Source organism: Sphingobium algorifonticola, assembly GCF_004005485.1.
Lineage (GTDB): Bacteria > Pseudomonadota > Alphaproteobacteria > Sphingomonadales > Sphingomonadaceae > Sphingobium > Sphingobium algorifonticola.
Window position 1 is genome coordinate 568,139 of sequence record NZ_RZUL01000001.1, and the last position, 18,956, is coordinate 587,094.

At 64.4% G+C, this 18,956-nt stretch carries 15 protein-coding genes; 6 read left to right on the top strand and 9 right to left on the bottom strand.

Annotation, left to right across the window (positions count from 1 at the left end):
- A complete protein-coding gene (gene kduI, locus ENE74_RS02855) occupies nucleotides 1-840 on the bottom strand; it encodes a 5-dehydro-4-deoxy-D-glucuronate isomerase (RefSeq protein ID WP_127689115.1) in 840 nt (279 codons plus the stop codon).
- A gap of 88 nt (nucleotides 841-928) precedes the next feature.
- Nucleotides 929-1,981 carry a LacI family DNA-binding transcriptional regulator gene (locus ENE74_RS02860; RefSeq protein WP_127689116.1) on the bottom strand — a complete coding sequence of 351 codons (1,053 nt, stop codon included), beginning with the start codon at nucleotides 1,979-1,981 and terminating at the stop codon, nucleotides 929-931.
- 192 nt (nucleotides 1,982-2,173) lie between these two features.
- Here ENE74_RS02860 and ENE74_RS02865 point away from each other — a divergent pair, with 192 nt between their 5' ends.
- The 4 genes from ENE74_RS02865 (at nucleotide 2,174) to ENE74_RS02880 (ending at nucleotide 6,591) form a co-directional block, all read left to right on the top strand.
- Complete coding sequence (locus ENE74_RS02865) at nucleotides 2,174-2,956, top strand: 2-keto-4-pentenoate hydratase (protein WP_241241786.1); 783 nt, start codon at nucleotides 2,174-2,176, stop codon at nucleotides 2,954-2,956.
- 25 nt (nucleotides 2,957-2,981) lie between these two features.
- Complete coding sequence (locus ENE74_RS02870; protein ID WP_127689118.1) at nucleotides 2,982-4,274, top strand: MFS transporter; 1,293 nt, start codon at nucleotides 2,982-2,984, stop codon at nucleotides 4,272-4,274.
- 107 nt (nucleotides 4,275-4,381) lie between these two features.
- Nucleotides 4,382-5,911: a tryptophan halogenase family protein gene (locus ENE74_RS02875; RefSeq protein WP_127689119.1), complete on the top strand. Its 1,530-nt coding sequence runs from the start codon at nucleotides 4,382-4,384 to the stop codon at nucleotides 5,909-5,911.
- A 2-nt stretch (nucleotides 5,912-5,913) separates the two neighbouring features.
- Nucleotides 5,914-6,591 carry a DUF6445 family protein gene (locus ENE74_RS02880; RefSeq protein WP_241241787.1) on the top strand — a complete coding sequence of 226 codons (678 nt, stop codon included), beginning with the start codon at nucleotides 5,914-5,916 and terminating at the stop codon, nucleotides 6,589-6,591.
- Nucleotides 6,592-6,597: 6 nt separating this feature from the next.
- Here ENE74_RS02880 and ENE74_RS02885 read toward each other — a convergent pair whose 3' ends face one another.
- From ENE74_RS02885 to ENE74_RS02915, 7 genes are all read right to left on the bottom strand, one after another.
- On the bottom strand, nucleotides 6,598-8,592 hold the full coding sequence (locus ENE74_RS02885) for a hypothetical protein (protein ID WP_241241788.1): 1,995 nt from the start codon (nucleotides 8,590-8,592) through the stop codon (nucleotides 6,598-6,600).
- Between the two features lie 125 nt (nucleotides 8,593-8,717).
- Nucleotides 8,718-11,258 carry a TonB-dependent receptor gene (locus ENE74_RS02890; RefSeq protein WP_127689122.1) on the bottom strand — a complete coding sequence of 847 codons (2,541 nt, stop codon included), beginning with the start codon at nucleotides 11,256-11,258 and terminating at the stop codon, nucleotides 8,718-8,720.
- Between the two features lie 127 nt (nucleotides 11,259-11,385).
- Nucleotides 11,386-12,993, bottom strand: a complete 1,608-nt coding sequence (gene treF, locus ENE74_RS02895; RefSeq protein WP_206517625.1) for an alpha,alpha-trehalase TreF — start codon at nucleotides 12,991-12,993, stop codon at nucleotides 11,386-11,388.
- Between the two features lie 104 nt (nucleotides 12,994-13,097).
- Nucleotides 13,098-14,324 (bottom strand): cystathionine beta-lyase, encoded by a 1,227-nt coding sequence (gene metC, locus ENE74_RS02900; protein WP_241241789.1) that lies wholly within the window; start codon nucleotides 14,322-14,324, stop codon nucleotides 13,098-13,100.
- A complete protein-coding gene (gene sseA / locus ENE74_RS02905; protein WP_127689124.1) occupies nucleotides 14,321-15,163 on the bottom strand; it encodes a 3-mercaptopyruvate sulfurtransferase in 843 nt (280 codons plus the stop codon). The genes metC and sseA overlap by 4 nt, the downstream gene beginning before the upstream one ends.
- Nucleotides 15,164-15,190: 27 nt before the next feature.
- Nucleotides 15,191-16,735, bottom strand: a complete 1,545-nt coding sequence (locus ENE74_RS02910; RefSeq protein WP_127689125.1) for a cryptochrome/photolyase family protein — start codon at nucleotides 16,733-16,735, stop codon at nucleotides 15,191-15,193.
- A gap of 31 nt (nucleotides 16,736-16,766) precedes the next feature.
- Nucleotides 16,767-17,927: a hypothetical protein gene (locus ENE74_RS02915; RefSeq protein ID WP_127689126.1), complete on the bottom strand. Its 1,161-nt coding sequence runs from the start codon at nucleotides 17,925-17,927 to the stop codon at nucleotides 16,767-16,769.
- 111 nt (nucleotides 17,928-18,038) lie between these two features.
- Between ENE74_RS02915 and queF the strand changes: the two genes are divergently transcribed.
- Both queF and ENE74_RS02925 read left to right on the top strand, forming a co-directional pair.
- Nucleotides 18,039-18,497 carry a preQ(1) synthase gene (gene queF, locus ENE74_RS02920; protein WP_127689127.1) on the top strand — a complete coding sequence of 153 codons (459 nt, stop codon included), beginning with the start codon at nucleotides 18,039-18,041 and terminating at the stop codon, nucleotides 18,495-18,497.
- A 55-nt stretch (nucleotides 18,498-18,552) separates the two neighbouring features.
- Nucleotides 18,553-18,951, top strand: coding sequence for an acyl-CoA thioesterase (locus ENE74_RS02925; protein WP_127689128.1), 399 nt, complete (start codon nucleotides 18,553-18,555; stop codon nucleotides 18,949-18,951).
- Nucleotides 18,952-18,956: the final 5 nt, after the last annotated feature.

Sequence of the window (18,956 nt, forward strand, 5' to 3'; positions counted from 1 at the left end):
TCAGGCCAGTTGGCAGATGTCGAGGACGTTCATGTCCGTATAATCCTGATTCTCGCCCGCCATGGCCCAGATGAAGGCATAGGCCTTCGTCCCCGATCCCATGTGAACAGACCAGGGGGGCGAGATAACCGCTTCCTCATTGGCCATGACGATGTGGCGCATGGCCTCCCCCTGTCCCATATAATGGAACACGCGGTCGGCGGGGCCATCCAGTTCGAAGTAGAAATAGATTTCGCTGCGCCGCTCATGGATGTGCGGGGGCATGGTGTTCCACACACTGCCCGGCTTCAGCACCGTCAAACCCATCACCAGTTGAGCGCTGTCGCAGATGCCCGGAATGACGAGCTGGAAAATCGTCCGTTCGTTCGATTCCTCCAGGCTGCCGCGCTCCAGGGCATTGGCGTCGGCAATCGACAGCTTGCGAGTCGTGAACGCCTTGTGCGCGGGGCAGGACGCCAGATAGAAGCGCGCGCCTGCGCCCGAAAAGATGACATCGCGGGCACCCATGGTCACGTAGAGGCAATCCTTGTTGCCCAGCGCGAATGTCTCGCCATCGACGGTCACCATGCCGTCTGCCGCGCCGACATTGACGATCGCCAGTTCGCGCCGTTCCAGAAAGGGATGTCCCGCTGCCGAGGCAGGCTCTGTCTGTGCCGGCAGGGCCACGGGGGCATCAGCGACAGCGACACCGCCGATCACGAAACGGTCGGCATGGGTGTAGTTGAGAACACATTGGCCATCACGGAAGAGGCCATCAATCAGATAGCGATCCCGCAATTCCGCGTTGCTCACGCATTCCATCATGTCGGGGTGCGTCGCATAATATGTCTTGTCGAACATGGCCGTTTCGATCCTCTGCCTCACCGGACCGGCGCAACGCCCTGGCGGACATCAGACACCGGTGTCACCAAAAATGTTCCGTCTGCTATCAGGCAATCGGCAGCGGCGCAACCGATCCACGGCGAATCAATGTCGAACTGAAGGTAGACGGTTCATTGACGGCGCTGCCTTCGCCGATCGCGGTGCCGATCAGCTTGAGCGCCGCGGCGCGGCCCATCGCCACGATCGGCCAGCGCACGGTCGTCAGCGGCGGCCAGACGCGGGTCGTAAGCGGCGTGTCGTCAAAGCCGATGATCGAAAGCTCGTCGGGCACTTCTATGCCCCGGAGCCGCGCGGCATAGAGCACGCCCGCCGCCATTTCATCATTCGCGGCAAAGATCGCAGTTGGGCGCGGAGACAGATCGAGCAGGCTTTCGCACGCGGAAATGCCCGATTCGAAAGTATATTGCCCGTCGGCGACCAGGCTGCGCGGCAGCGAGATGCCCGCTTCGCTCAATGCCAGCTCAAACCCGTCGCGCCGCTCCTTCGCCGAACGAAAGCCATGCGGCCCGGCGATCAGACCAATCCGCCGGTGGCCCTGCGCGATCAGATAGCGCACCGCATCGGCCACCGCATCGCGATCGTTGGACACGACCATATGTTCAGGATCGTCCAGCACGGCAGACCCCATGCGAACATAACGGCAGCCCTCTTCGTCGCACAGCCGCGCCAACGTGTCATTTTCCGAAATCGGCGGCAGAAGGATGACGCCGTAAAGCCGCTGGCGGGTTATGAAGCCGCGGATATCGTCCATCACCCGTGCCGAGCCACGATCGACCGGACGGACGACCAGCTCGAATTCGGTCCCATGCAGCGCCTCCAATATACCGCGCTGCATGCTCAGGATCATCTGCTGGTTGGGATTGTCGTAAATCAGCCCGATCAGGAAATTGCGGCCAAGCGCCAGCGCACGCGCCTGCGGATTGGGGACATAGCCGGTGTCCGCAATGATCTGCTCGACCTTCTCCCGCGTCTGCGCATTCAGCAGCGGCGAACGGTTGATGACCCGGCTCACGGTCTTTTTCGATACGCCCGCCATGCGCGCGATGTCATTGATCGTAAGTTTGGCGTTCAGCCCCTCGTCCTGCGCTTGTTTGGCCATTCCGTCCTTATAGCGCCGGGATCGGAACGTGCCAGCACAACCCGGTGCCCTTGTCGTCTTGCAATTGACACCGGTTTCCCTTATCGGTCCTTGGGAGGGGCGGATATGCATCGCAAACGATGCCGCTGACGGAAAAGAAGCATCGAAAGGGTTACAGTGACGTCCGCGGATCACCCAGCACATGAGGCACCGGTGGCAATCGCCCGCCAGTTTCTGGAGGCGCGCCAGGCAGCCCGCGGTCTTGCGGCCTATCCCGGTGCGCTGCCCGCGACACTCGCCCAGGCCTATGCGATTCAGGACCATGCCATTGCCGCGCAGGAGAAAGCCGTAGCGGGGTGGAAGGTCGGACGTATCCTGCCACCCGACAGCGCGTCATGGGGTGCAGAGCGGCTTGCCGGGCCGATCCTGGCCGACACCATCGTCGAGGCTACAGCAGGTGCACCTGGCCTGATCTTCGCCGATGGCTTCGGCGCCGCCGAAGCGGAGTTTCTGCTGCGGATCGGTGCACCGCCGGAACGGGACAAGATGCATTTCTCGCTCGCCGAAAGCTGGGCATTGGTGGATGCGGTCCATATCGGGATCGAAATCGCGAGTTCGCCCTTTCCGGGCATCAACAGCCACGGCCCGGCAGTAACCATTTCGGATTTCGGCAACAACAACGGGCTGCTGATCGGCCCCGCCATCGCCGATTTCGCCCATGCCGACCTGACCGGCCAGACCGTCAGCCTGTCGATCGACGGCGCCGTTGTCGGCACCGGGCAGGCGGCCGCCTTCCCGGACGGGATCGTCGGCGCGCTGCGCTTCCTGCTCGAAAATCTGGCGCAGCGGGCTATCCGTCTGCCAGCGGGAACATGGGTTTCCAGCGGCGCGATAACCGGCGTACATCCGGTGCGCGTCGGCCAGCATGTGACGGCGGATTTCGGTCCGTTCGGCCGTGTTGGCTGCGTGATAGAGGCCCAATCGCCCGCACGATAACGATAAACGGAAAGAGGATCATCCCATGGCGTCAGTTCCACAGCCCGTACATCAGCCTGGGCAACCACGCATCGGACGCCATCGCTGGGTGGTCGTGGCGCTGCTGTTCGCGGCGACCGCGATCAATTATGTCGACCGGCAGATGATCGGTGTGCTGAAGCCGACATTGTCGGCCGAGCTGCAATGGTCCGAAACCGACTATGCGAATATCGTCTTCTGGTTTCAGGCGGCCTATGCGGTCGGTTATCTGGGCTTTGGCCGCGTCGTCGATCTGATCGGGGCGCGGATGGGCTATGCCGTTGCGGTCACCGTCTGGACGATCGCCCATGTCGCACATGGCGGCGTCTACAGCGTCACGCAGTTCGCCATCGCGCGCTTTGGTCTGGGCATCGGCGAATCGGGCAATTTTCCGGCCGGCATCAAGGCCGTGACCGAATGGTTTCCACAGAAGGAACGCGCCTTCGCCATCGGCCTGTTCAATGCGGGCGCGAATGTCGGCGCCATCGTCACGCCTCTGCTCGTGCCATGGATCACCCTCGCTTACGGATGGCGTATGGCGTTCATCGTCACCGGCATCTTCGGGGTGTTGTGGCTGATCGCCTGGCTCGTCTTTTATCGCAGCCCCGCCGATCACCGGAAAGTAACGCAGGCCGAGCTTGCCTATATTCAGCAGGACGCCGCAGATCCGGTCGATCCCATCGGCTGGCGGACACTGCTGACGGTGCGCGAAACATGGGCCTATGCCATCGGCAAGTTCTGCATCGATCCGATCTGGTGGTTCTTCCTGTTCTGGCTGCCCGGCTATCTGGGTAGCCGCTACGGCCTCGATCTCGTCAGCTTCGGGCCGCCGCTCGTCGCGATCTACATACTGTCGGATTTCGGGAGCGTGATTGGCGGCTGGATGTCGAGCCGCCTCATCAGGGCAGGGCGCAGCGTCAATGTCGCGCGGAAAATCACGATGCTGGTCTGCGCGCTCGCCGTTCTACCCGTCTTCTTCGCACAGTCGATCGACAATCTATGGGTCGCGGTGATCGTCATCGGCATTGCGACGGCAGCGCATCAGGCGTTTTCGGCCAATCTCTACACCTTGCCGTCGGATCTGTTCCCCCGCGCCGCCGTTGGTTCGGTGGTCGGCATCGGCGGCACGGTCGGCGCGATCGGCGGGATGGTCATGGCCAAATATGCCGGGTTCGTGCTCGACGGCCTGGGCAGCTATGCGCCGCTGTTCGCCGTGGCGGCCAGCGCCTATCTCGTCGCATTGCTCGCGGTCCATCTGCTCTCGCCGCGCCTCGCCAGGGTCGATCTGAGTAGCGGATGAGGCGCGGCGTTATCCCCGACAGGCACAATACCGCTGCAATCGGCACAAATGCACGTCATCGGCTTACAAACGATTGTCGCCTTTGAAAACTCTGCCATAATCCGCCGATGGAAGCAGAAAATGGGAGAGGACGCCGAATCGGCCAGGTCGTGATTCTGGGTGGCGGAACCGCCGGCTGGATGACCGCGACGGCGCTGGCCCGGACATTGGGGCGCAGCGTGGCCATCACGCTGCTGGAGTCGGAGGAGATCGGCACAGTCGGCGTGGGCGAGGCGACGATCCCGACCATCCACTGGTTCAACGACCTTATCGGGCTGGACGAGGCTGCGTTCGTCGCCGCGACGCAGGCGAGTTTCAAACTGGGGATCGAGTTTGTCGATTGGGCACGGCCGGGGCATCGTTATTTCCATCCGTTCGGCCAATATGGCGTCGCGTTTCCCGGCGTTCCGTTTCATCATCGCTGGCTGAAGGCGCAGCGCGACGGACTGGACCTGCCGCTCGATGCTTTCTCGCTGGCGAGCCAGTTGGCGAAGGACAACCGGTTCGCCAAGCCAGTGAGCGAGGCGCGATCAATCCTGTCGACGCTGGGCTATGCCTATCATTTCGACGCCGGACTCTATGCGCGCCATCTGCGCGGCCTCGCCGAGGCAATGGGCGTGCGGCGCGTCGAAGGAAAGCTGGGCGCGATCGCGCAGGATCCGCAGAACGGCTTCATCACGGCGATAACGACGCAGGCCGGCGAGCGGCTGGACGGTGACTTGTTCATCGACTGCTCGGGCTTTCGCGCGCTCCTGATCGAAGGGGTCATGCAGGCGGGCTTCGAGGACTGGTCGCATTGGCTCCCCTGTGACCGGGCAGTGGCCGTGCCATGCGCCCGCGTCGCCGACACGACGCCCTATACGCGATCGACAGCGCGCAGCGCCGGATGGCAATGGCGCATCCCGCTGCAACATCGCACCGGCAATGGCTATGTCTATGCCAGCGCGTTTTTGAGCGACGACGAGGCTGCGGCCACGCTGCTCGCGGGTCTGGACGGAGAGGCGCTGGCGGACCCGCGCTTCCTGCGTTTCACTGCCGGGCGCAGGCGGCGGGCATGGGTGAAGAATGTCGTCGCGATCGGCCTGTCCTCCGGCTTTCTGGAGCCGCTGGAATCAACCAGTATCCATCTGATCCAGTCAGGCATTGCCAAGCTGCTGACATTGTTCCCCGATGCCGACTGCGATCCGGGTCTGGCGGACCGGTTCAACCTGCTGCTCGACCGCGATATGGACAATATCAAGGATTTCCTCATTCTCCACTATCATGCGACGGCGGACAAGCCCGAGCCATTGTGGCAGCATTGCCGCGCGATGGTGCTCCCGGACACGCTGGTTGCGCGGGAAGCGCATTATCGCGCGACCGGCCGCATCATGATCGAAACCGACGAGCTGTTTCGCGAGGCAAGCTGGCTGGCGGTGCTGAATGGACAGGGCATCCTCGCGCGAGACTATAGCCCCATTGCCGACACGCTGGAGGCCCCCGCCAACCGGACCCAGCTTGAACAGATCGCGGCGCTCATCGCCCGCGCCGTCCCGACGCTGCCCCGGCATGATGCCGCCATTGCGGCGCTGACAGGGGGCGGCCGCGCCGCGGCCTGATCGTGCCGCCGCCGGACATCGTTGCCCGCAGGATCGGGCGGGAGGGACAGCCCGTCGCCATCGTCGATGGGTTGACAGAGGATCCGCATGCGTTGCGCGATGCCGCGTGCGCGGCCGCTTTCGGGCCTGCCGGTGCCCATTATCCGGGGATACGTGCCGATCTGCCGCCCGATTATCTGCCCGGCATCCGGGATGTCGTTGCGCTTGTCCTCGACCGTATATTCGGTCTGCGGCGGTCCGCCCGCGTGCTGGACGCGAGCTTTTCCATGGTGACGTGCAGCCCCGATGCTCTGACGGTGGAACAACGGATGCCGCATATCGACGCGACGATGCCCGGCCGCATCGCGATGGTCCATTATCTCTCGCCCGCCAATCCGGGCGGCACCGCATTCTATCGCCATTGCGCCACCGGGCTGGAAACCATCGGTCCTGATCAGGCGTCGGCCTATCTCGCGATCGTCGGGCGGGAGGTGCGCAGCAACGGACCGCCGCCCGCGCGCTACCCCGGCCCAGACGATGCACAGTTCACGCAGATCGACGCCGTTGCAGCGCAATTCAACCGGGCAATCTTCTATCGCAGCGCGCTGCTGCACAGCGGTGCAATCGACGATCGCTATCCGCTTTCCGTCGATCCCGCCACCGGACGACTGACCGTCACCGCCTTTTTCGACGCCGACTGACGTTTGTCAGCGCGGTGGCTGCACCGCCAGATAGACAGTGCTCCATAATTGTGCGGCATTGGACTCGTCGACATCCTGCTTGCCTGCGCCGAACGCGACGACCTGATAGCGGCCATCCTTGAAGGCCCAGGACCACAGCTCGGAACTCTGAACGGCCCGCCCCGCTTGGATCACCTGCCACAGGCGCGTCTGCGCCTGGGTCAGGCGCGTGCGCGTCGATTGCGGCAGGTCGGTCCGTTCGAGCTGCCGCGCGATGCCGGCGGCCAGCAGCGCCTGCTGCCAGGACCAGACGACCGCGCCATGATATTTGGCAGGCGTGAAGATCGCCTGCACCCCCGCATCGGCCTGTGCCGCATTGGCCACCAGCAGGCCGATGTCGGTCATCAGGCCCGCGGGAAAGGGTCGCATGATCGAAGCAAGGATCAGGTCGATGTCCTGCGGGGCAGGGTTTGCGAAGAGAAGTGCGAAACCTTCGTCCGAATGGATGACGGGCACCGGCTTGCCTGCGGCATCGAGGGCGATGGCATGATAGGCGAGCGGCGCATTGCCAAGCGCCGCGACCGCCAGCTCCGCCGGCACCCCAAGGCTCTTAGCATAGCGGCGGATAGCAGGGATCGCTTGCGCGGCAGGCGTCGACACGCGGAACAGGCCCGGCACGCGGCTGCGCCAGTGGCGGGCCATGGCGCCAGCCTGCGTCAGACGTCGGCGGTCGGTTGCCGTCAAAAAGCCGTCGAGTACGCCGGATTGTGCCAGCCGATCGGCGGCATCCAGCGCCGCTGGAACGAAGACAGCATTGACATCATAGGCATAGCGGCCACCCCCCAGCCCCTCGTTACTGTCGCGCCACTGGCCGTTATCACGGCCGGGCTTGAGCGCGATCAGCCTCTCGACGCGGGGATCGCGGACATAGGCTTCGGCAGCGTCGAGCACGAAGCGCAGGTTGCGCATCAACAGCGCACCAGCGGTTTCGGCCGAACCGGGGCTGGCCTCACCGGGCACCGGGCGCGCGAGATAGGCCCGCGCGGCAGCGGGTGTCGCCCGGTCGAGCAGATAGCTGGCCGCCACCGGCGCGAGCATGAAATCATCGTCGATCATGGCGTAATCGAGCGTAGCGGCATCTCCCGTTCCGCCCTTTTCCCGTCGTTCGAGCAACGCGAACTCGCTCAGGGCTTCCTCATGCGCCACCTCGCCTTCCGGGCTGAGCCGCGCCAGCACCGAATTGATGCCAGCTTCGATGGCGGCGGGTTGCAGCGCAGGCATCAGCAGGCGCACCGACATCAGCGTATCGCGCCCGAAATAGGTGTTGAAGCGCCACGATCCGGCCAGAAACTTCTCGCGATAGCTCAGGAACCGCAGGGCATTGCGCGCGGCGGGGTCTTTTGCTGCGGTGTCGTTCAGCAGATCCGCTTCGGCCAGACCCGTCAGCGGCGCGTCACCCGTGGCCGCGACGATTTCCATCCGGATAGGCCCGTTGCCGGTCGCGACGATCGCCTGACCCTCGATGCGTCCGTTAAGGATCGTCAGCGCGAGTTGGTAACCCGGCGCGCCGTCGGCCCGGTCGCGGGCGAAAAGCATGCGGTTGCCGACAATCGTCGCGGGCGGCGTCGCGATCGCGTCCGGGATTTTGCCGATCGCCTGATAATCGCGCAGGAACCGAACATTCGACAGCACGGCCTGCCTGACGGTCAGCCGGCGGGCATCGATCGACGCGATCGCGCGCACGGCATGAAGCGCCCGGCCACTTTTGTCGCGTAGCTCGGTCCGCAGCGGCGGCGTGTCGAGCGTCCATTGTGCGGGCGTGTCGAGCGGCGCGAACCACAGGCCCACCCCGCTGTTGCCGCCGGGAAAGGCAAACAAAATACGCGGATCATTGCCGGACCGTAGCAGCATATGCGCCGCTACCGGCCCGTCACGCAGGAAGGCATTGATGTTGTTGCCTTCGGTCAACTGATAGGCAAGTTCCGGTGTCGCGGCCTTCTGGGCGGGCGCCGAACCCGTCATGCAAAGCGCAGCACCCGCAGCTATCCATGGCATGAATTGCCGCATGCTCTTCTCCTGTATCAGCTATCATCGACGACCGGCAGGGACGGTCCTGCCGGTCACTTTCCTGAGGCGAAAGGCTTCCGTCAGAAACGCATCGTCAAGGTGCCGCCAAAGGTCGGCCCGACGATACCACGCGCGTAGAAGAAGCCCGAATCGGCATTTTGGGTCTGGCCTTGGCGCGGATTGCCTTCGGTCAGGCCGATGACGTTGAAGATATTATCCGCATTGACGCTGAGCTGCAGCCGTTCGGTGACGTTGAGTGTCGCGCCGACACCCGTGACGCCATAGCCGGGAAGGGCAACCGCATTGCCGGAGTCGGCGAAAATCTTGCCCACATATTTGTAGCGGGCAAAGACTTCGCCAAGCCCGTTGGGCAACTGGATGGTCGGCGTGATCGTGTAGAGCTTCGCTGGCGTGCGTTCCGGGCGATTGCCGTCGAAACCGGTCTGCGGCACGCCATTGAGACGCAGATTATTGAGCGTGGGATCCTGGAACACGCCGGTCACGTTGATCGACAACCAGTTTGTCGGCCGCACCACCGCGTCAATCTCCACGCCCTGTGTCTTGAGGTCGGCCAGGAACGCGGTCTGTCGGGTCGGATCGACCGGATCGATGAAATTGTAGAACTGATCGTTGAAATTGGTCTGGAACGCCGTGACCGACCCGCTGAATATCCGCCCGAACTGAACGCGGGCGCCCACTTCATACAGTTCGATCTTCGTGATCGGATCGGTATTGTTCGTCTGGAACCCGTCGGCATAGCGCGCGTAGATCGAGAAATTGTCGGTGAAGAGATAGTTGGCACCGATCGTCCAGGCGATCGCGTCCTTCTTGTCTGTCACCGTGCGGAACGTCCCGTCGAAGGTCGAGCCGACATCGCGAACGACGCCACCGACGCCGGCCGGTACCGGCTGATTGATTGCGGCCGCATTGCCTTCGTCATACCGCGAATCCAGATTTTCCCAGCGAATGCCCGCATCGACGCGCAGCTTGTCGCCGATCGCGATTTCGTCGTTCACATAGAGCGAGATCGATTCATCGCTGCGCTCGCGGATGCCCGCACCCCAGTTGCCGTAAGAGACAAGGCCATTGTCGGTCAGCGTACCGATGACCGCATTGTTCGCATCCAGCGCGACGACATCATAGAGGTCGCTGTTGTTCTTGACATCGTTGAGTGCGGTCGCCGTCGCCGACTGGTCCTGATAGCGGCGCACGTCATAATAAAGAATGCCGAAGGTCAGCGAGTTCTTGATCGACCCGCTTTCCACTTCCCATCGGGCGCCCAGGTTCATCCCGAAATCATGCCCTTCCTGATAATCATGGTTGAGCGTCGTCTGTTGCAGGAAGCCGTTGCCATTGAGGCCGTTGAGTGCAGCGGTCTGGTTCGATCCCGTTACCACGCCGGTCGTGAGATTGCGGATGCCGAAGCGCGTCGCGGTCGGGAAGGCAGCGCGCCCCGCAGTCAACAGACCGTTGATCGGCGAGGTGCCCGGCGTCAGATAATCGACGGCGCTGGCAAGGCCCGCATTGCCCGTGCCGGAGCCGGGGAACAGACCGTTGAAGTCATAGGACAGATCGAGGTAACGACCGCGACCGAAGACCGACAGGCTTTCGCTCACCGGCTTTTCGAAGTCGAGGCGGATCTGCTTGGTCTTCACCCGCACACCCTCGGTATAACGGAAATCACGGAAGCCGTCGGGATCAACGAAGGTGGAGACCGGAATGGAAATCCGCGAGAAGGAATCACCCCCGATATTGTCGCGCTGCGGATCAAGGCCCGTCACCGCGCTCGGCTTTCCATCATTATAGGCATAGGGCATGCCCGCATAATAGGCTTCCTTGATGTCGCCATATTTGCCGGAAAGCCGCACGAAACCGCCATCGTCGAAGCGATATTCGAGCGCGCCCTTCACCCGATAGCCTTCATAGCTGAACGGATTGTCGCGTACGCCGGGGCTGCTCTGGAAATAGCCACCGATGCTGAACGCCAGCTTGTCGGTAATCGGCGCGGAGTAATAGAGATCGCCGCGCAGCAGGCCAAAGTCATAAGCGCTCGCGCGGGCGATGCCCTCGGCTTCCTCGAAATTGGGGCGCTTGGACAGGAAATTGATCGTCGCCCCCGCGCCGTTGACGGTCAGGACGCCCGATGACCCACCCTTGACCGCTTCGAGCCGGTCGATCGTCAAATCCTGCGAGAAGAAAAAGTCCGCGCCGCCACCCTGATAGATGATCGGCATGCCATCTTCTTCAAGCTGGATGAAACGCTGGCCGCCGCCCTGCAGGCCACGCACCGAATAATTGTTGGACAGACCACCGGCAGTGCCTTCGACGAAGATGCCCGGCACCAGTTCCAGCAGGTCGGCGGTGGAGCGCGGCGCACGGCGATCGATCGCCGCGCGATCGGCAAGCGTGATGTCCGCCGATGCGGTGATCAGCGGACGGTTGCGCGAGGTCGTACCGGTGACGACGATATCCTGCACATTTTCGGGCGGCGCGGCAGTTTCTGCGGGGGGCTGATCGGCAGTGGGGGTCTGGCCGAGTACCGGGGTGCTCGCCAGCGAGGACCCAAGCAGCAAGAGGGCACGGATGCTCGAACGGCGGCCTGAATGGCGAATTGGCGACATGATACTCTCCCTTTTGCCCGTGACCTTATGCGAGTCACCCGGCGCAATCAGCAAACGATTGCAGTTGCGTGTGATAGTCGCCCACGGCCGCAGGTGCAAACGATTTCCGATGAAAAAAAGCGATTTATCAATGATATGATAAAGAGCAGTCGGCGGGTGCGGCAGGCCGTTGTTCGCTGTCGTTGGATGGAGGGTAGCAGGCCATCAGTGCGCGCGTCACGCCATTGGTCCAGCCGAACCCGTCCTGCAGCGGATATTCGCCGCCGCCGCCGGGTCGCTGTTGCTCGACGTCATATTTCTCCAGTATCTTTCCCGTCGCTTTCCAGTTGCGATCGACCGTCGCGATCCAGCGGGTCGCAATGTCGGCCGCCAGCGCGTTGTGCCGGTAGCGACGGAGACCAGCGACGGCGATCCACTGAAGCGGCGCCCAGCCATTGGGCGCGTCCCACTGCTGGCCGCTGTCCGTGCGGGTGGTGCGCAGGCCACCGGGCCCCAGCAGGTCGGCGCGCACGACCGATGCGATCCGGTTTGCCTGATCGGGCGTCGCGATGCCAGCGAACAGCGGATAGAGCGTCGCTGCCGACAATATGGGGGTCAGGCGCTGCGCCGCGTGATCCCAGTCCCCGAACCAGCCGTCTGTGGCATTCCACAAATAGCGCCCTATCGCCGCGCGCCTTCGCGCGGCCAGACCTTCATAACGCGTGGCGCAGGTCTCGTCTCCGGCCGCCCTGCAACGCGCGGCGATGCTGCGCTCCAATATCCACAACAGGCTGTTGAGATCGACCGGAACGATCGCCGACGTCCTGATCGTCGTCAGATTTGTCCCGTCGGCCAGCCAGCGGGAGGAGAAATCCCATCCGCTTTCCGCCCCGGCCCGCAGATCGCGGTAAGTCTCCGGCAAGGGCCTGCCACTTTTCCGGGCGGTCTCCACATCCTCGGCCCAGCTTTCGTCGCGCGGGGTCGCCTTGTCGTCCCAATAGCGGTTGAGCAGGCTGCCGTCAGGCATGCGCACCACCCGGGCGCAGCGGCCCGACGTGTCGAGACAGGCCGCGCCCGCCATCCAGAAATCATGCTCCGCCCGCAGCCCCTTGAGCCTGCGCGCCATCAGGCGAGGCGAGTCGCTGTCGGACAGCGCAACCATGAGCGCGTAGAACGGCGGCTGCGACCGGCTGAGATAATAAGTGCGCGTGCCATTGGGAATCCGCCCGTAGCGGGCGATCAGGCTCTCGAAATCGTCCAGCATCGACTCGACCAGGTCGGCGCGCCCGTCCGCCTTCAGGCCCAGCATCGTGAAATAGCTGTCCCAATAATAGATTTCACGAAAGCGGCCGCCCGGCACCACATAGGGCGCAGGCAAGGCAATCTCCGATCCGGCGGGCGTCACGCTGTGGGGCGGGCGGGTGAGTTGCGGCCAGAGGCTGCGAATATGCTCGGCCAGCGTATCGGCGCGCGGGGGCCGCGCCTCGTCGGGCAGGATGAAGTGGCGGGCGACGAAGGCGCGCAACTGCGCCACGTCGCGTGGCGGATCGGCGCGATAGGCGGCAACGATGGCATCGGGCGACTCACGCGGAATAGCATCGGCGAAGGTCTTGCTGTCGTCGAAGAGGCGCGCACTCTGCACCGCCTCGAACAGCGGCCCATAACGCTCGGCAGGGCTGTCGGGCGGCGCCGTTGCACCAGCCAGACAGAGCGCAACACAGGCCATGATCGCCCGGCGCAGCAAGTCCCGTCGCATCTTCGTCTCCCGGCCTTATGCGACGCCAAGAGGATAGCGCCCTATTTTTCCACGATATTCTATTTCTGCGCCCAGCCAAAGGGCGTTCTTGGCGCGGTCCTATGCTAGGCCATCACGGCGCGCCAACGCGCAAGGCCCGCATCCAGATCGGCGATCAGGTCGGCCGGGTCCTCCAGCCCGATGTTTAGCCGCACGGCAAGGCCATCGACCTGCCATCGGGTCGCGCTGCGATAGCGATGCGGATCGACGGGCAGGGCCAGGCTTTCAAAGCCGCCCCAGCTGTAGCCGATCCCGAAATGCGCAAGGCCATCGATCAGCGCCGCGCGGGCGGCATCCGCCTGCGCGCCGGTGCCGCCCCGCATCACGAAGGAGAACAGCCCGCTCGATCCGGTGAAGTCGCGCGCCCACAGCGCATGGCCGGGGCAATCGGGCAGCGCGGGATGCAGCACCTTCGCGACATCGGGCTGCCGCGCCAGCCATTGCGCCACCGCCAGCGCGCCTGCCTGATGCTGCGCCAGCCGGACCCCGAGCGTGCGCAATCCGCGCGATGCGAGCCAGGCATCGTCGGGACTGGTCATCTGCCCGAAAAGCTGCGCGCTGGCCCGTATCTTTTCCCAAGTCGCGGCGTTCGCCGTGACCGACCCGATCATGACATCGCTGTGGCCGACGATATATTTGGTGCACGCCAGAATGCTGATATCGACACCCAGTCGCAGCGGCTGGAAATAGAGCGGCGTCGCCCAGGTATTGTCGATCAGCGTGACGATGCCCCGCGCCTTGGCCGCCGCGACGATCGCAGGCACGTCCTGCACCTCGAAGGTCAGGCTGCCGGGGCTTTCCATGAAGATCGCGCGTGTGTTTTCTGTACACAGATCGGCGATGCCCGCCCCGATCAGCGGATCATAATAGATCGTCTCGACCCCGAACGGCCGCAGAACCTTCTCGCAGAAGGCCCGCGTCGGATCATAAGCGGCATCGACCATCAGCAACTGGTCGCCCGGCCGCAACACACCCATCAGCGCGCAGGCGATCGCGGCCACGCCGGAGGGGAAGAGCGCCGTCCCGGTTGCCGCCGGTTCCAGCGACGTCAGCGCATCGGCGAGCGACCAGGCCGTCGGCGTCCCCTTGCGCCCGTAGAACAACCGCTCATGGGTGTTGCCGAGCGCCGCGCGCAGATGGGCCACATCCTCATACAGGATCGTCGAGGCGCGCCAGACCGGGGGGTTGACGATCCCGCCGGGCTGTCCGGGCATGCCCGTCCATTCGGCCCGCCGCCCCGCCTGCGCCAGCTTCGTGAGCGGGCGACGGTTATCGCCGTCGCCGCTGCTCATGCGGGGCCGACCGCCTTGGGCGTTGCGGGGTCCGCGCCCCATTCGCTCCAGCTTCCGTCATACAGCATCACGTCGGTCTTCCCCAGCAGATGCGCGGCGAACAGCACGTCGGCGGCGGTCACACCGCTGCCGCAGCTCACGATCAGCGGGCGCGTGAGATCTATGCCCGCTTCATGAAACAGTCCGCGCAGCTCATGCCCGCGCTTCCAGGTGCCGTCCGCGTTGAACAGGCGGCTGAAGGGCAGGCAGACCGATCCGGGAATATGGCCGGACGCCATACCCGCGCGCGGTTCGGGGTCCTCCCCGGTGAAGCGACTCATCGATCGGGCATCGACAACCTGCGCAGCCTTGCTGGCGATATTGGCGAGCACGTCAGCCTTGGTCACGATCATGCCTTCGTCTTTCCAGACCGTGAAATGGCGATGCCGCGTCTTTGGCTTGCCGCATTCCAGGGGCCGCTTTTCCGCCAGCCATTTGCCCATGCCGCCATCCAGGATCGCGACATTGTGCGCGCCGAACAGGTGGAACATCCACCAGGCGCGGGCGGATGTGCGCAGGGGGCTGTTGTCATAGATGACGATGCGGCTGCCATCGCCCAGCCCCAGCGCGGCCATGCGGCTGGCGAATTTCTCCGCCGGCGGCACCATGCCGGGGCGCGGATCGTTGCTGTCGGCCAGCGCGGGCAGATTGAGGAAGAACGCGCCGGGAATGTGCCCGGCATCATATTCCGCCTGCGGATCGCGATCGCTGCCGGGGAGGAACAGGGTGGCATCGACCACCCGCAGGTCGCTCGCCCCCAGTTCACTTGCAAGCCATTGCGTCGAAACCAGCAGATCCATGTGTCACACCCTCCGTCGCGCCTTCCTTTAGGGCGCGGAAGCCAGACTGTCGAGAAAGGCCGTCGCGCTGTCCCGCAAGGCCTGCTTGTCCCCCTCGGCCATCTTCTCCCAGGTGCGATAGGGCATGGCAAGGCGCGGGTTGCCGCGCAGCCTGTCGGCATTGCGATCGAGGAAATGCCAGTAGAGCGCGTTGAACGGGCACGCGTCCGGCCCGGTTCGCGCCTTGACCGTGTAGCGGCACGATCCGCAATAATCCGACATGCGGTCGATATAGGCCCCGCCCGCGCAATAGGGCTTGGACGCGATCACGCCGCCGTCGGCAAACTGGCTCATGCCCAGCGTGTTGGGCAATTCCACCCATTCATAGGCATCGGCATAGACTTCCAGATACCAGCGATGCACCGCCGCCGGATCGGCACCGATCAGCAGCGCGAAATTGCCGGTTATCATCAGCCGCTGAATATGGTGGGCATAGGCATGATCGATCGTCTGGTCGATCGCCTGGGCCATGCAGTGCATGTCGGTCTCGCCCGTCCAGTAGAATGCGGGGAGCGGACGGTGCGCGTCCAGATGGTTGCGAGTCACGTAATCCGGCCCCTCGCGCCAGTATATGCCGCGCACATATTCGCGCCAGCCGATAATCTGCCGGATGAAGCCTTCCGCGCTGTTCAGCGGCACCGCGCCCGCCCGGTAGCGCGCCTCGACTTCGCGACATAGGTCCAGCGGATCGAGCAGGCCGATGTTGAGATAGGGCGACAGCAGCGAATGCCAGAGGAACGGTTCGTCGGTCAACATCGCGTCCTGATAGTCGCCGAAACGCGGCAGCGCCGTATCCAGAAACGCCGCCTGCGCCTTGAGCGCATCCTCTCGGGTCGTCGCGAAGGCAAAGCGGTCGAGCCGTCCGATGTGATCAGGAAAACGCGTTTCGACCAGCGCGAGGACATCCCGGGTGATCGCATCGGGCGCAAAGCGTGGCGGTCGCGGAATGAACAGGTCCGCCTTGGCTGGCTTGCGGTTGTCGGCATCATAATTCCACTGCCCGCCGGTCGGCTGATCGCCATCCATCAGCAGGCCGGTGCGGCGGCGCATCGCGCGATAGAAATATTCCATCCGCAACTGCTTCTTGCCTGCCGCCCAGCTATCGAACAGCGCATGATCGGCGATGAAGCGGGTATCGGCGCGGATATCGACGGGCAGGGCGAAGCGCATGGCCCAGCTTTCCAGCATCGCCTGCACCCGCCATTCGCCCGATTCGGTAACGACGATGCGCGCCGGATCATGCCGTTCCACCGCGCGGGCGACTTCGCCGGTGAAGCTCCCGCTGCTTTCGGGATCGTCCAGCGCGACATAATCGACGGTCCACCCGGCAGCGCGCAACGCCTGCGCATGATGCCGCATGGCCGACAGGATGAATGCGATCTTCGCCTTGTGATGGGCGACATAAGTCGTCTCCTCCATCACTTCCATCATCAGTACCACCGATGCCGCCGGGTCCGCCCCCTCCAGCGCCGACAGGTGGAGGCTCAGCTGGTCGCCCAGCACGGGAATCAGGGTGAGGGCGCGCGTCGTCATCCCACCCGCGTCGGCCAGTCGGCGCATGCGGTCAAGCGGCGACAGGCCCCTGCGCCAGACGACAGCCCAGGCCCTGATAGGCGCGCGGCCCCTGGTCGAGGCGGAACGGCGCCATCCGCGCGGCGGGCGGGGTGCTTTCCTGCCCGACAATGAATGCGCCGCGCGTCATGTCGTCGCCATCGAGCGAGATAACTCGAAACGCAACGATCGGGATCAGCAGCGCACGGCCCTGCACCGCGATCGGCGTCAGGCGTTCTCCGGTCAAGTGCAGCAGCCCTTCCACGGCCACGGCTGCGCCCGGTGCCAAATCCGCGACGCGATGCGCTTCCGGCGCGAAGGGGTCATCATAGAAGGCCGAAAGGGCCTGCGGCTGGCGCGCATCGGCATTGGCGATGAAGGCAGACACCGCCAGGCCCTCAATCACCGCATCGCTGATGTTGCGCAGGGCGAGGCGATAGGCAAGCTGTGCCCCGCCGGGCGTCGTCCGCATTGAAAGCGGCGTGAATTGCAGCGCCACGGATAGCGCAGGTCCGGCGGGCTGATCCGGCGTGGCGGGCAATGGCGGTGTCGGCGGCACGGCGGCGCGGGGTTTGGCCGGTGGCGAAGGCTGCGCGAGGGGCGCTTCGGGGGCGACAGATAGGCGCGCCCGTCTGCTACTGGCCTGCCGACGCTTTCGCAGCAGGAGGACGCCGAGCATCCCCGCAATCAGCATGCCGCCGACAATCCAGGGCCAGCGCAACGCCGGAATGTCCCCCGCTGGCGCGGCGGGCGTAGCCGATACCGACGGCAAAGCCGACGACTCCTGCGGCACCGGGGACGGCACCACCGGGCCGCCCGCAACCGGCGATGGCATGACGGGCGGCGAAGGCATATCCGGTTCGTCCGGCACCGTCGGGCTTGCATCTGTCCGCGGGCGGATGGCGGTACGGGCAGCGGGCGCTGCGGTCGTCGGGTTCATCGTCGGGGCAACGCGCGGAGGCGGTGTTGCGCCCGTTTCGGCAGGCGCGGACGGCAGCGGGACAGCGGGCCGATTGTCGATTTCCGGCCCGGCCGCCTGCGGCACCGCCGGCCGATTGGGATCACGCGCGGGATCGAGACGGAAATCCTCAAGCGCGGGCGGCGCGTCGTTGGTCTGCCCTGCCGCCGGAAACGTCCCGGCGATCATCGCCCCCGCCAGAAATAGCTGTCGCATTATCCCCATGATCCCGCTTTCAAGGCTGGCCTGCGCGTGAACTAGCCATGAATGGCGGCGACGCAAGGCCGGGGAATGACATGGGCGGTGCAATCGCGTAGACGAGCGGCCATGACACTGCCACAGCCTCCCCTGCATCTGGGCCAGACCAGCGCCCTGCCCGCGACGCCGCAAGCGGCCGTCCTCGACTATGTGCCCAATCCGCGCGCGGGTGCGCTCTATCTCGTGCGCTTTGCCGTGCCGGAGTTCACGTCGCTTTGTCCGGTGACCGGCCAGCCCGATTTCGCGCATCTCGTCATCGATTATGCGCCGGGGGCGACAATCGTCGAATCGAAATCCTTGAAGCTGTTTCTGGGCAGCTTCCGCAACCATGCCGCCTTCCACGAGGATTGTACCGTCGGCATCGGCCAGCGGCTGTTCGACGAAATGGCACCGCAATGGCTGCGCATCGGCGGTTACTGGTATCCGCGCGGCGGCATTCCTATCGACGTGTTCTGGCAATCGGGTGCCCCGCCCGCCGGGCTGTGGCTCCCGTCGCAGGACGTGCCCGGCTATCGCGGCAGAGGCTGATGGCGCGGCTGATTGCGCGCTGGCAATATCCCGCCGCTTACACTAATGTCAGTGGATGACCGCCGCCGTTCATCACCACAGCATCGCCGTGCAGCCTGAAGACATCGACTTCATGGGCCACGTCAACAATGCCCATTATCTCAAATGGGTGCAGGAAGCGGTGGTCGCTCACTGGGAAAAGATCGCCCCGCCCTCGGCCGTGGCGGAACATCTCTGGGTCGCGCTGAAGCACGAGATAACCTATCGCAAGCCTGCTTTCCTCGATGATCCCATCATCGCCACGGTGATCGTGGAAAAGGTGCAGGGTGCCCGCGCTTTCTACGAAACGCTCATCAAGCGTGGCGAAGAGGTGCTGGCTGAAGTCAAGTCAAGCTGGTGCTGCCTCGATTCGGTCACGCTGCGTCCTGCCCGCATCGCGCAGGATATCGCCGACCGGTTCCTGCCGCGGGATTGACGGCG